The sequence below is a fragment of the Streptomyces sp. CBMA156 genome (assembly GCF_014596515.1).
Taxonomy (GTDB): Bacteria; Actinomycetota; Actinomycetes; order Streptomycetales; family Streptomycetaceae; genus Kitasatospora.
The window spans coordinates 1-12706 of record NZ_MSJQ01000063.1 but is presented as its reverse complement, the minus strand read 5'-3'; the positions used below and the strand labels follow the sequence as shown (position 1 = coordinate 12706).

Genomic DNA, 12706 nt, shown 5'->3' with positions numbered 1-12706 from the left:
GGGCAGGCGGTGACCACGGCGCCGACGGTGGCCGGGGCCCGGGCGGCGACCCGCAGTGCCGTCGTGCCGGCCTGACCGACGCCGAGCAGGCCGAGCCGGCCGTTGCTCCAGGGGCGGTGGGCGAGCCAGTCGACCACGGCGGCGCCGTCGGCCAGCTCCTGTTCGCCGCCGGGCTCGCCGGGGGTGCCCTCGGAGTTGCCGTGCCCGCGGGTGTCGACCCGGACGGTGGCGTAGCCGTGGCCCGCGTACCAGGGGTGCCGGCGGGCGTCCTCGGCGGCGGTGCGGTCGGTGAGCCGGCCGCCGGAGTACTCCAGCAGGGTGGGGGTGGGCTCGTCGCCGACCGGGCGCCACAGCCGGGCGGCCAGCAGGGTGCCGTCGGGCAGCGGGATGCGCAGGTCCTCGCGGGTGGTGTGGAAGGCGTAGGACGGCATGGCCGCTCCCATCGGTCCCGGGCGTCGGTATTCCGACCCTAGGGGAGGGAGCGGCCCTTGGCCTGGCGAGCGGGGCCCCGGCGAGCAGGACCCCGGCAGGCGGGGCCCCGGTGAGAGGACCCCGCCGGGCCGGTCAGGCCTTGCTCAGCCAGGCGGTGGCGTTGAGGGCGAGGGCGGCGTCGGTGCCCGCCGGGTCGTCCCAGCCGTTGAACAGGGTGTTGCCGGACTGGCCGGTGCCGTCGTCGATCGGGGAGCTGTCGCCCCAGATCGCGACCCGTCCGGAGCCGAAGGTGCTGGTGACGAAGAACGCGCCGGTGCTGCCGCTGTAGCCGGTCCGGTAGACCAGGCCCTTGACGTTCGGGTTGTCGGCGGGCTTGAGGGTGAAGGTGGTGCCGTTGCGCAGGATGGAGCCGGTGACGGTGCCGAAGGGGCCGTGCAGCACCGGGTCGGCCGGGGCGACGGCCGCGCGCGGGTTGTCGGTGGTGATGTTGAGCAGGTCGACCGAGAAGCCGAACGGGTCGTTGTTGTTCACCCCGTTGCTGGTCAGCAGGTCGTTGATGATCTTCGGGGAGTCCCAGCCGTCGTTGTTGCGGTCGCTGTTGACGTGGTCGGAGACCAGGAAGAGCCCGCCGCCGTTCTGGACGAACTTCATGATCGCGGTCTTCTCGCCCGCGCTGAACCGGATGTTGGGCTCCGGGATCACGAAGGTGTCGAAGTTGGCGAGGTCGAGCGCGGCGCCGGTGCCGTAGCTGATGGTGGAGCCGGACGGGAGGGTCTTCAGGCTGTACTGGCCGGTCTTCTGGAGGGCGACGCCCCAGGCGGAGAGGGCGCCCGTCCAGCTCTTCTCGGTGGTGGGACTGGCGTTCTGGGCCAGCGGGTCGGGCTGGCTGGTGCTGATGATCCAGTCGGCGTTGCCCGCGGTCTCGGCCTTGCTGTTGTCGAACAGCACCCGGTGCGGGGCGGCGGCCGCGGCGGCCCTGGTGGCGGGAGCGGCGGCGGGAGCGGCCGTGGCGGCGGGGGTGGTGAGACCGGCCGCGAGCAGCGCCGTACCGGCCAGGGCCGCGGCGGTTCGAATGCGGATCGTCATGTGCCGTTCCTCCGTGGGGAGTCGAGGGGTCGGGCCCGGTTTTCGCGCGTAGAACGGGAGTATCCGCGCGTAGAGCGAACGGTGAAAGCCCTCGGAGGTTACGAAGCCTTGTAAGGGTCGTGACGATCTCCGTGAGCGGGGGGAGTCGAATTCGTAATTGCGCATGACTTGCAACTGCGCGTGTCCAGGCGGAAAGATGGCCCAGCTCCGACCCGCCCGACCGAAAGGACACGACGATGACCGCCCCCCGCTGGCGCGACCGGCTCACCCGTGAGGAGTGGATCCGCCTGGCCGGAATGGGCGGCTTCATCCTCGCTCTGCACGTCATCGGCTGGTTCACGCTGCTCGCCGTGGTCGAGCCCGAGCACTACGACGTCGGCGGCCAGGTGTTCGGCGCGGGCATGGGCCTGACCGCCTACACCCTCGGCATGCGGCACGCCTTCGACGCCGACCACATCGCCGCCATCGACAACACCACCCGCAAGCTGATGGGCCAGGGCAAGCGGCCGCTGTCGGTCGGCTTCTGGTTCTCGCTCGGGCACTCCTCGATCGTCTTCGGCCTCTGCGCGCTGCTGGCCCTGGGCATCCGCTCGCTGGCCGGCCAGGTGGAGTCCGACGACTCGACGCTGCACGAGATGACCGGTCTGATCGGCGTCGCCGTCTCCGGCACCTTCCTGCTGCTGCTCGGCCTGATCAACCTGGGCGCCTTCAACGGCATCCTCAAGGTCTTCCGGCGGATGCGCCAGGGCGACTACGACGAGGCGGAGCTGGAGCGCCAGCTGGAGCGGCGCGGGCTGATGAACCGCATCCTCGGCCGGGTCACCAGGGCCGTCACCAAGCCCTGGCACATGTACCCGGTGGGCCTGCTGTTCGGCCTCGGCTTCGACACCGCCACCGAGGTGTCCCTGCTGGTGCTGGCGGGCGGCGCGGCGGCCTTCTCGCTGCCCTGGTACGCGCTGCTCACCCTGCCGATCCTGTTCGCGGCCGGGATGAGCCTGCTGGACACCATCGACGGCTCGTTCATGAACTTCGCGTACGAGTGGGCGTTCTCCAAGCCGGTCCGCAAGATCTACTACAACCTGACCGTCACCGGGTTGTCGGTGCTGGTCGCGCTGGTGATCGGCTCGATCGAGCTGATCGGGCTGCTCGGCGAGAAGCTGGACATCACCAGCGGGCCGGTCGCCTGGATCGGCGAGCTGGACCTCAACTTCGTCGGCTACGTCATCGTCGGGCTGTTCGTGCTCGCCTGGGCCGCGGCGATCGCGTTCTGGAAGCTCGGCAAGGTCGAGGAGAAGTGGTCGGCCGGGCTGGCCGCCGGCTCGGCGCCCGCGAAGTCCGAGTAGCGCGCGGCGCGTTCGAGGGGTCGGTGACCGGGGTCCGGTCGCCGGCCCCTCGGCGCTTCCCGGGGGCCGGGCGGGCTACTTCAGCGCGGCGAGCACCGCCTGCGCCATCGCCCGCTCGCCGGTCGCGTTCGGGTGGAACGGCACGGCGGGCGAGCCCGGCAGCGCGCCCTCGATCCAGCGGTCGTCCGAGCAGACGTCGTGCCCGAGCGTCGGCGTCGCGGTGTCCACGTACGTCGCCCCGTTCGCGGCCGCGGTGGACTTCAGGGCGGCGTTCAGCCCGTCCAGCACGCCGTGCAGGTACTCGACGTCGCCCGGGGTCACCGGCTGGCGCAGCACGCACCGGGAGCCGTCGGCGGGCAGCACGGACGGGTAGCCGACCAGCAGCACCCTGGCCCCGGGGGCCTTGGCGTGGATGCGCCGGAGGGTGTCGGCGAGCTGCGGGGCGACGGTGCTGCGGATCCGCTCGGCCAGGTCGTCGTTCCCGTACCGCCAGGACATGCTGCTCCAGTCCCAGTAGCCGTGGTGGTAGACGTCCTTGCAGGGCGTGCCGAGCGGGTTGACGAGGGCGCCGGCGACGCAGGTGGCGACCAGCTCGCCGAGGCCGAGGTCACTGGCCGCCAGGTCGTTGCCGCCGATCCCGAGGGTGACCAGGTCGGTGTCGGCGGTCACCGCGTCCAGCTGGGGGTCGTTGACCCGGATGAAGGCGTCGTACTGGGGCTGCGTCATCGCCTTGATCTTGGCCGCGGAGCAGGTGACGTCGCGGTACGTGCCGGCCTTGAGGGCGGCGGCGACCAGGTGGCCGTAGTTGCGGTCGGAGCGCAGGCACAGGCCGGCCGACTGGCCGGGCACCCCGGCGCCGGCGGCGTAGGAGTCGCCGAGCGCCACGTAGCGCCCCGGCGCCGGGGTGGCGGCCTGGGCGGCGGTGGAGGTGAGGGCGAGCGCGGCGCCGAGGGCGACCGCGGCGAGCGCGGTGGAATTCCGGAGGTGCCGGGATTTCCGGGCAGGGCGGAGCACGGTTCCTCCTGGGGGAGAGAAACGACGGGTGGGGGTCGTGCAGAGCCGGACCACAGCTACTCGCAGGTAAGTTACTGCGAGGTTTCCCGGCCGTCCATGGTTCGCGCGGAAATTGCCGATATTCCTTCAGGCGGCCGCGACGGCAATTCGCATTCCGCTCCGCCGGGTATCGCGTGAGCGCCGGAGACAATTCCGAAACGGCCCGGAGCGGAATTCGCCCCGGCGGTCGTCACCGGGCGGTTGACCGGACGTCACCGCGGGCCGCAGTATCGGGCGCACAGCGACGGCCACGCCCTGGAGCGTGCCGCCACCGCGAGCCGCGACGGAGGACTGCGCATGGCCCTGGACGCCGACGTCATCGTCATCGGAGCGGGCCTCGCGGGCCTCGCCGCCACCGCCGAACTCGCCGACGCGGGACGCCGGGTGATCCTGCTCGACCAGGAGCCCGCGGCCTCCTTCGGCGGCCAGGCGCACTGGTCCTTCGGCGGCCTCTTCCTGGTCGACTCGCCCGAGCAGCGCCGGATGCGCATCCGCGACTCGCACGCCCTCGCCTGGCAGGACTGGCTCGGCACGGCCGGCTTCGACCGCCCCGAGGACGCCTGGCCGCGCCGCTGGGCCGAGGCGTACGTGGAATTCGCGGCGGGGGAGAAGCGCTCCTGGCTGCACGGCATGGGCGTGCGCTTCTTCCCGGTGGTCGGCTGGGCGGAGCGCGGCGGCTTCCTCGCCGACGGGCCCGGCAACTCGGTGCCGCGCTTCCACATCACCTGGGGCACCGGGCCCGGGCTGCTGGCGCCCTTCGTCCGGCGGGTCCGCGCCGCCGCCGCGCGCGGACTGGTGGACCTGCGCTTCCGGCACCGGGTCACCGGGCTGTCCGCCACCGCGGGCGCCGTCGACACCGTTACCGGCGAGGTGCTGGTGCCCAGCCCGGCGGGCCGGGGCGAGGCCAGCTCGCGCGAGCCGGCCGGGAGCTTCGAACTGCGGGCCCAGGCCGTGATCGTGACCTCCGGCGGCATCGGCGGCAACCACGACCTGGTCCGCAAGGCCTGGCCGGCCCGGCTCGGCACGCCGCCCGCCAAGCTGCTCTCCGGGGTGCCCGCGCACGTGGACGGGCTGATGCTGGACGTCGCCGGCCGGGCCGGGGCCAGTCTGGTCAACGGCGACCGGATGTGGCACTACACCGAGGGCATCGAGAACTGGGACCCGATCTGGGCCAGGCACGGCATCCGCATCCTGCCGGGCCCCTCCTCGCTCTGGCTGGACGCGCGCGGCAGGCGGCTGCCCGTCCCGCTGTTCCCCGGCTTCGACACCCTCGGGACGCTCGAACACATCATGTCCACCGGGTACCCGTACACCTGGTTCGTGCTCAACCAGCGCATCATCGAGAAGGAGTTCACCCTCTCCGGCTCCGAGCAGAACCCGGACCTCACCGGGAAGTCGGTGCGCGGCGTGCTCGGCCGCGCGCTGCCCGGCGCCCCCGCACCCGTCCGGGGCCACCTGCGGCACGGGCGGGACTTCGTGGTCGCGGGCAACCTCGCCGACCTCGCCCGGGGCATGAACGCCAAGACCCGGGAGCCGCTGATCGACCCGGACCGGCTGCGCCGCACCGTCGAGGACCGCGACCGGCAGCTGGCCAACCCCTTCGCCAAGGACCTCCAGGTCACCGCGATCCACGGCGCCCGCCGCCACCTCGGCGACCGGCTGGTGCGCACCGCAGCCCCGCACCGCCTGCTCGACCCGGCCGCCGCCCCGCTGATCGCCGTCCGGCTGAACATCCTGACCCGCAAGTCGCTGGGCGGCCTGGAGACGGACCTGTCCTCCCGGGTGCTGCGGCCGGACGGCGAGGTGCTGGCGGGGGTGTACGCGGCCGGTGAGGCGGCCGGCTTCGGCGGCGGGGGCGTGCACGGGTACCGCTCGCTGGAGGGGACGTTCCTGGGCGGCTGCCTGTTCTCGGGGCGCACGGCGGGGCGGGCGGCGGCGCGGGCGGTCGGGTAGCGCCGCGCGGGGGGCGTGCGGGGAAGGGTGCGCGTGGTCCCGCGACCCGGTGCGCCCCCTCCCCCGTGCGGGGCGCACCGGCACGGTCGGAAGCCAGCCTGCCCGGGACGCCCCGGGTGCGGCTATCCACTTCCCGACGGCTTCGCCGCAGCATTCCGGATAGCCCGCGCCGCGGCCCCGTACCGCGCCGGCCCAGGACCGCCCCGTACCGCCCAGGACGGGTCAGGCGCCGCGGCCGAGGGTCTGCGAGGGCGGATGCCCGTACGCGCGGCGGTAGTCCGCGCTGAACCGGCCGAGGTGGGTGAAGCCCCAGCGGCAGGCGACCTCGGTCACCGTGCCGCGGGCCCGGCCGTCGGCGATGGCGAGCAGGTCGTGGTGGGCGCGGTCGAGCCGGACGCGCCGCAGGTAGGCCAGCGGCGTGGTGTCCAGGTGGCGCCGGAAGCCCTCCCGCAGGGCGCGCAGGCTGACCCGGGCGGCCAGGGCGATGTCGGCGACCGAGAGCGGCTCACCGGCGTGCTCGGCGCAGTAGTCGGCGGCCCGGCGCAGGGCGCTCGGCAGCAGCGCGGAGCCGCGGCCGTCCGCCGGCCGGCCCAGTGAATGGGGCTGGGCGTCCAGCAGCCCGTCGACCAGCAGCCGCTCGAAGTGCTGGAGGCCGAGGCGGGACCGGCGGCCGAGCGCCGAGACGGTGAACGCGCGGAAGGCGTCGGCCAGTTCGAGCCAGGACCGGACGGCGGGATCGGCCGGGTCGAGGACCGGGTCGAAGCGCAGCGGCTCCTGCGGCAGGTCGCCCAGCCGGACGGCGAGCGCCTGCTCCACGGCCTCCCGGGACATCGCCAGCGCCCCGTTCAGGGCCTCGGCGTCCCACTCCATGGTGACCCGGTCGCCCGGCCCGGCCACGGACAGCGCGGACGGCAGCTCGGCGCCGTTGGTGACGACCAGGCCGCCCCCCGAGTACGGCAGGATGACGTTGTAGAAGTCCGGCAGGTCCCCGGTCCGCAGGCGCACCGGCGCCCCGTAGCCGAGGTCGTAGAGGGCCACCGGGCCCTCGTGGAACGAGCGGAACCGGCCCGGGAGCCGCTGCTCGCCCAGCACCGTCAGCCGGTGCGGCGCGAGCCGTCCGCCCACCACGTGGCGGAGCTCCTCGATGCTGTTTCCCTCGTAGATCGAGACCGGTCCGGTCACGGCCCCGCCCGGCGCTGTTTCGGTGACCACGGATTCCCCCCTGTCCGCGAGATCGGCACCTGCTGGACCCGGTGGCCCCGGCCCGGCGTCCGACCGGCCCTCCTCCGGTCGTGCCGCCCCCCGTACCGCTGTGGAGCCGTGCGCATCCTAGGGGAAGGACGGGTTCCTGTTGAGGGCTTCGGCACGTGGGATCCGACCCTCGGCCGGGGCGGCTCAGGGGTGACGGGTACAGTGCGGAGGCCGGTGCGCAGGGTGCCGCCGGCCAGGAGGGGTCAGGAATCCGATGAGCCGCCGAGACCGCGACGGTGTCCGCGAGCGCGCGCGGGGCGCCGGCGCCCCCGTGACCGTGACGGTCTGCCGGGGCTGCTGCTGCGGCACCGAGGCGAAGCACCCCGGGGTGGACCATGCGGGCCAGTACGAGCGGCTGCGGACGGCGGTCGGCCCGGCGGGCCGGGTCCGGGCGGTCAAGTGCCTGGACGTGTGCACCCAGTCCAACGTGGTGGTGGTCGGCCCCTCCGCCGAGGGCCGGGCGGCGGGCGGCCGGCCGGTCTGGCTGGGCTTCGTGCTGATGGACGAGATGATCGACGACATCGCCGCCTGGGTGCGGGCGGGCGGTCCCGGCCTCGCCGATCCGCCGGGGCTGCTCGACCTCCAGCTGATCTCGGTCTCCCGCCGGGTCCGCGAGGGGCTGCCCGAGTGAGTCCGCACTCCCGACGTTACTGACTGATCGTCAGATCGTATCTACCCGCGCCTGTCCGGCGGGCTTCACCACTACCATGACGGTGGCGCCGGGCCGTCCCGGCCGGCGCCGGGACGTTTCCGCGCGAGGGAGAAGCCGATGACGACGGTCTGCCGCATCTGCGCGGGCACCGGCCGGACCGCCGGCCTCAGCTGCCGGACCTGCCAGGGCACCGGCACCACCGAGGTGGGCGGCGGGGGCGGCAACTGCTTCCTCTGCGACGGCACCGGGGTGTACGTGCGCTACCGGGTGGACGCGATCGGCGCCAAGCACGCCTACCGGGACGAGATCTGCCGCACCTGCGACGGCACCGGCAACCGGTCCACGGCCCAGTGGGACGAGCCCTCCGGCTGACCCCTCCCGGGCCCCGGCGGTGCGGCCGAAGCCCACTCAGGGCGAGGGGCCCACGGGGGTCATGATGCGGCGTCGAGGCCGTGCGGACACGTCCTTTACCGAATCATGGTCGAACAATTGCGTTCGAATGGGGGGTACGCTGCGACGCGTTCACCCCGCGTCCGTGCGCGATCCACGCGCCGCTGACAGAGTCCCGCGCATGGATATCCCCAACATGGGCGTGCCGGCCAAGCTTGCCGACCGCATGAGCATGGCCGAGCAGCACGAGTACCTGCGGGCCCGTTTCTCCCGCCGCCGGATGCTGCGCGCCGGTGCGGTGACCGTCGGCGCCGTCGCCGTCGGCGGCGCGCTGGGCAACGGGACGGCCTTCGCCGCCCCGGCCGGCCCGCAGCTGCTGACCGGTGGCACGACCAGCGGCATCGACGGTTCGCTGGTGGCGCCGATCGGCCGTCACCTCCAGTTCGGCCCCGAGCCGGACACCCAGTTCCGCGTCTCCTGGCAGGTCCCGGCCCCGGTCAAGAAGCCGTTCCTGCGCTTCGGCACGACGCCGTGGGAGCTGGGCCACAAGGTCCAGGCCGAGGTCCGGGCCCTGCACACCCCGGCGCTGACCCCGAGCAGCCAGCCGGTGGACCAGTACTACCTGCACGTGGCGCTGGAGGACCTGCGCCCCGACACCACCTACTACTACGGTGTCGGCCACGAGGGCTTCGACCCGGCCTCCCAGCAGCAGATCTCCACCCTGCACACCTTCCGCACCGCGCCCTCCCGCGACCACCGCTGGGGCAAGGTGTACGAGCCGTTCACCTTCACCGCCTTCGGCGACCAGGGCGTCAGCGCGCACGCGGCCGGCAACGACAACGTGATCAAGGCCCAGAAGCCGGCCTTCCACCTGCACGCCGGCGACATCTGCTACGCCGACCCGGCCGGTTCCGGCACCGACCCGGACAAGTCCGTCTTCAACGCGAAGACCTGGGACGACTTCCTGGTGCAGACCGAGACGGTCGCCGCCGACGTCCCGTGGATGGTCGCGTACGGCAACCACGACATCGAGGCCTGGTACTCGCCGAACGGCTACGGCGGCGAGAACTCCCGCTTCTTCCTGCCGGACAACGGCCCGGACCCGCGCAAGGTCCCCGGCGTCTACACGTTCCGCTACAAGAACGTCGGCGTCATCTCGCTGGACGCCAACGACGTCTCCTACGAGATCCCGGCCAACCTGGGCATCTCGGCGAACAAGCAGACCAAGTGGCTGGAGCGCACCCTCAAGGACCTCCGCAACGACGAGACCGTCGACTTCGTCGTGGTCTTCTTCCACCACTGCGCCTTCTCCACCACCGTCGCGCACGCCTCCGAGGGCGGTGTCCGCGAGGCCTGGGTGCCGCTGTTCGAGAAGTACCGGGTGGACCTGGTCATCAACGGCCACAACCACATCTACGAGCGCACCGACGCGATCCTCGGCAACAAGGTCTCGAAGCAGGTGCCGAGCGGCGCCACCATCGAGCCGGCCAAGGACGGCGTGGTCTACGTCACCGCGGGCGCGGCCGGCCGCAGCCTGTACAAGTTCGACGTGCCGGACACCTACGAGGGGCACGAGAACCACCAGGACGAGGTCACGACCTACTACTGGAGCAAGGGCCGGGTGAAGACCCCCGAGACCATCCAGTGGTCGCGGGTGCGCTACACCGGCTACTCCTTCATCAAGGTCGACGTCACCCCGAAGCACCTGGGCCAGAAGTCGGTCATGAAGGTCACCGCGCTGGCCGAGGACGGCACGCAGATCGACAACTACACGATCCTGCGCAAGGTCGGCGAGGGCTGGGACTCGGACCGGGACGACGACGGCCAGGGCGGCGGCTGGGGCTGGTAGTCCCCGCTCGTCCCCGCTCGTCCCCACGGCGCCGGAGCGCGACGGGGGGCGCGCGCCCGTGGCGGTGCCCCAGATGTCCCGGGTGCCCCGGTGCCCCGGCGTCGGACCTCCGACGCCGGGGCACCGGCGCGTTCAGTCCTGCCGGTACGTCGCCAGGAAGCGGCCGATCCGGTTGACGGCCGTCTCCAGGTCGTCGGCGCGGGGCAGCGTGACGAAGCGGAAGTGGTCAGGGCGGGGCCAGTTGAAGCCGGTGCCCTGGACGACGTGGATCTTCTCGCGCAGCAGCAGGTCCAGCACGAACCGCTCGTCGTCGACGATCCGGTGCACCGCCGGGTCCAGCCTGGCGAAGGCGTACAGCGCGCCCTTGGGCTTGACGCAGCTGACGCCGGGGATCTCGTTGAGCGCCTTGACCGCGATGTCGCGCTGCTCGGTGAGCCGGCCGGAGGGCAGCACCAGGTCGGCGATGGACTGGTGGCCGCCGAGCGCCGCCTGCACGGCGTACTGGGCGGGCACGTTGGGGCACAGCCGCATGCCGGAGAGCATGGTCAGGCCCTCCAGGTAGTCGCCGGCGTGCTGGGTGGGGCCGGAGACGACCAGCCAGCCGCTGCGGAAGCCGGCCACCCGGTAGGCCTTGGAGAGGCCGTTGAAGGTGAGGGTGAGCACGTCGTCGGCGAGCGCGGCCAGGCAGTGGTGCTCGGTGCCGTCGTAGAGGATCTTGTCGTAGATCTCGTCGGCCAGCACCATCAGCCGGTGGCGGCGGGCCAGGTCGAGGATGCCCTCCAGCAGTTCCTTCGGGTAGACCGCGCCGGTGGGGTTGTTGGGGTTGATGACGACGATCGCCTTGGTGCGGGCGGTGATCTTGGCGGCGATGTCGTCCAGGTCCGGGTACCAGTCGGCCCCCTCGTCGCACAGGTAGTGCACGGCCTTGCCGCCGGCCAGCCGGACCACGGCCGTCCAGAGCGGGTAGTCGGGCATCGGGACGAGCACCTCGTCGCCGTCGTCCACCAGCGCGGTGACGGCCATCTGGATCAGCTCGGAGACGCCGTTGCCGAGGTAGACGTCGTTGACGGTGACGCCCTGGACCCCGCGCTGCTGGTAGTACTGCACCACCGCGCGGCGGGCCGGCAGGATGCCGCGCGAGTCGCTGTAACCGTGCGCCTTGGGCAGGTTGCGGATGATGTCCTGGATGATCTCCTCGGGCGCCTCGAAGCCGAACGGGGCCGGGTTGCCGGTGTTCAGCCGCAGCACGCTGTGCCCGGCCTCCTCCAGTGCGTTGGCCTGGTCGACCACCGGGCCCCGGATCTCGTAGCACACGCCATTGAGCTTGCTGGACTGCCGAAACTCCACCTGCGGCCTCCCGACCGTCACCACCGCTCCGTTGCTTCAGCTTTGTTCTACCAAGTGTGTACTTGGAAAGTCCAACCTCTTGGCTATGCTGATCCACATGTCACGCCGAAGCTACGACCAGTACTGCGCCGTCGCCCGCGCCCTGGACGCGGTGGGGGAGCGCTGGAGCCTCCTGATCGTCCGTGAGCTCCTCGGCGGCCCGCGCCGCTACACCGACCTGCACGCCGACCTGCCCGGAGTCTCCACCGACATCCTGGCCGCCCGGCTCAAGCAGCTGGAAGGCGACGGGCTGGCCACCCGCCGACGGCTGGAGCGGCCCGCCAACGCGACGGTCTACGAACTGACCGCGCGCGGCCGTGAACTGCGGCCGGTCATCGAGGCGTTGGGGGAGTGGGGCCTGGCCGCGCTCGGCGAGCAGCGGCCGACCGACGCCGTGCGCGAGCACTGGTTCACGCCGGGGAAGGCGGAGGAGCCGGAGGCCGTGGCCGGCTGACGGCCGCGGGCGTGCCCGGTGGGCGGGGCGGCGGCAAGGCCCCCGTCGCCGACCGCCGCCCCGTGCCCCCAGAGTGGCGCGGACCGATAAACGAACAGTGGACGTGCGATGAGCGCCGGGGTCAGACACCGCCCCAGCCGGGCCCACACGTACGATCGTCGGACCGCAGAGCGGACTCAGCGGACTCAGCGGACCCAGGAGAGCGGAGGCCAGCCCGTGCCCACCACCTACCGCAGCTACGTCGCCGTCGGGGACTCCTTCACCGAAGGCATGTGCGACGACCTGCTGCCCGACGGCCACTACCGGGGCTGGGCCGACCGGGTCGCCGAGGCGCTGGCCGGTGACCGCTCCGACGGGGACTTCCGGTACGCCAACCTCGCCGTCCGCGGCAAGCTCATCGGCCAGATCCACGACGAACAGCTCGCCCCCGCCGCCGCGATGGGCGCCGAGCTGGTCACCCTGGCCGGCGGCCTCAACGACGTGCTGCGCCCCGGCTGCGACATCGAGCGGGTCGAGCGGCTGCTCGGCCGCTGCGCCGCCGGACTGCGGGCCGGCGGGGCCACCGTCGTGCTGTTCACCAGCACCGACCCCACCCGCCGCATGGCGGGCGGTGCCCGGCTGCTGCCCACCATCCTGCGGATGAAGGCCTTCGTCCAGGAGCTGGGCCGGCAGGAGGGGTTCGCCGTGGTCGACCTGTTCTCCGCCCCCTGCTTCGACGACCGCCGGCTGTGGGCCGAGGACCGCCTGCACCTCTCGCCCGAGGGGCACCGCCGGGTCGCCGAGGGCGTGCTGGAGGCGCTCGGCCGCCCCGCGGCCTTCGACTGGCACGCCCCGCGGCCCGCCGCCGCCCCGCCCGG

The 12706-nt window shown here is 72.9% G+C and carries 11 protein-coding genes and 1 pseudogene; 7 read left to right on the top strand and 5 right to left on the bottom strand.

Annotated features, from left to right (window positions below):
- Together BU198_RS05020 and BU198_RS05015 are read right to left on the bottom strand one after the other, a co-directional pair.
- A partial coding sequence (locus tag BU198_RS05020; RefSeq protein WP_188295615.1) for a CocE/NonD family hydrolase occupies positions 1-431 on the bottom strand: 431 nt, incomplete at its 3' end.
- A gap of 133 nt (positions 432-564) precedes the next feature.
- Positions 565-1518 carry a hydrolase gene (locus BU198_RS05015; protein WP_223243939.1) on the bottom strand — a complete coding sequence of 318 codons (954 nt, stop codon included), beginning with the start codon at positions 1516-1518 and terminating at the stop codon, positions 565-567.
- Between the two features lie 236 nt (positions 1519-1754).
- On the opposite strand from BU198_RS05015, the gene BU198_RS05010 reads away from it, so the two are divergent.
- A complete protein-coding gene (locus tag BU198_RS05010) occupies positions 1755-2861 on the top strand; it encodes a HoxN/HupN/NixA family nickel/cobalt transporter (protein WP_188295614.1) in 1107 nt (368 codons plus the stop codon).
- A 75-nt stretch (positions 2862-2936) separates the two neighbouring features.
- Here BU198_RS05010 and BU198_RS05005 read toward each other — a convergent pair whose 3' ends face one another.
- Positions 2937-3875 (bottom strand): SGNH/GDSL hydrolase family protein, encoded by a 939-nt coding sequence (locus BU198_RS05005; protein ID WP_188295613.1) that lies wholly within the window; start codon positions 3873-3875, stop codon positions 2937-2939.
- Between the two features lie 336 nt (positions 3876-4211).
- On the opposite strand from BU198_RS05005, the gene BU198_RS05000 reads away from it, so the two are divergent.
- Positions 4212-5867, top strand: coding sequence for an FAD-binding dehydrogenase (locus tag BU198_RS05000; RefSeq protein ID WP_188295612.1), 1656 nt, complete (start codon positions 4212-4214; stop codon positions 5865-5867).
- A gap of 222 nt (positions 5868-6089) precedes the next feature.
- Here the strand turns inward: BU198_RS05000 and BU198_RS43710 are convergent, their stop codons facing one another.
- Positions 6090-7079: an AraC family transcriptional regulator gene (locus BU198_RS43710; RefSeq protein ID WP_188295611.1), complete on the bottom strand. Its 990-nt coding sequence runs from the start codon at positions 7077-7079 to the stop codon at positions 6090-6092.
- Positions 7080-7332: 253 nt separating this feature from the next.
- Here BU198_RS43710 and BU198_RS04990 point away from each other — a divergent pair, with 253 nt between their 5' ends.
- From BU198_RS04990 to BU198_RS04980, 3 genes are all read left to right on the top strand, one after another.
- Positions 7333-7749, top strand: coding sequence for a (2Fe-2S) ferredoxin domain-containing protein (locus tag BU198_RS04990; protein ID WP_188295610.1), 417 nt, complete (start codon positions 7333-7335; stop codon positions 7747-7749).
- A 138-nt stretch (positions 7750-7887) separates the two neighbouring features.
- Entirely contained in the window at positions 7888-8142 is a 255-nt protein-coding gene (locus BU198_RS04985; protein ID WP_188295609.1) for a hypothetical protein, read from the top strand.
- Between the two features lie 199 nt (positions 8143-8341).
- Entirely contained in the window at positions 8342-10009 is a 1668-nt protein-coding gene (locus BU198_RS04980; protein WP_188295608.1) for a purple acid phosphatase family protein, read from the top strand.
- A gap of 132 nt (positions 10010-10141) precedes the next feature.
- On the opposite strand, the gene BU198_RS04975 is transcribed toward BU198_RS04980, so the two are convergent.
- Positions 10142-11356 carry a pyridoxal phosphate-dependent aminotransferase gene (locus tag BU198_RS04975; RefSeq protein WP_188295607.1) on the bottom strand — a complete coding sequence of 405 codons (1215 nt, stop codon included), beginning with the start codon at positions 11354-11356 and terminating at the stop codon, positions 10142-10144.
- A gap of 97 nt (positions 11357-11453) precedes the next feature.
- Here BU198_RS04975 and BU198_RS04970 point away from each other — a divergent pair.
- Both BU198_RS04970 and BU198_RS04965 read left to right on the top strand, forming a co-directional pair.
- Positions 11454-11807: pseudogene (locus tag BU198_RS04970) on the top strand (winged helix-turn-helix transcriptional regulator); the annotation flags it as partial.
- Between the two features lie 258 nt (positions 11808-12065).
- Positions 12066-12706 (top strand): SGNH/GDSL hydrolase family protein (locus BU198_RS04965; protein WP_317619963.1); only part of this gene is annotated, 641 nt, incomplete at its 3' end.

Bases quoted from the DNA above. Each gene is read 5' to 3' on its own strand.
- BU198_RS05015 (WP_223243939.1), bottom strand. From the start codon at position 1,518: ATGACGATCCGCATTCGAACCGCCGCGGCCCTGGCCGGTACGGCGCTG.
- BU198_RS05010 (WP_188295614.1), top strand. From the start codon at position 1,755: ATGACCGCCCCCCGCTGGCGCGACCGGCTCACCCGTGAGGAGTGGATC.
- BU198_RS05000 (WP_188295612.1), top strand. From the start codon at position 4,212: ATGGCCCTGGACGCCGACGTCATCGTCATCGGAGCGGGCCTCGCGGGC.
- BU198_RS04990 (WP_188295610.1), top strand. From the start codon at position 7,333: ATGAGCCGCCGAGACCGCGACGGTGTCCGCGAGCGCGCGCGGGGCGCC.
- BU198_RS04985 (WP_188295609.1), top strand. From the start codon at position 7,888: ATGACGACGGTCTGCCGCATCTGCGCGGGCACCGGCCGGACCGCCGGC.
- BU198_RS04980 (WP_188295608.1), top strand. From the start codon at position 8,342: ATGGATATCCCCAACATGGGCGTGCCGGCCAAGCTTGCCGACCGCATG.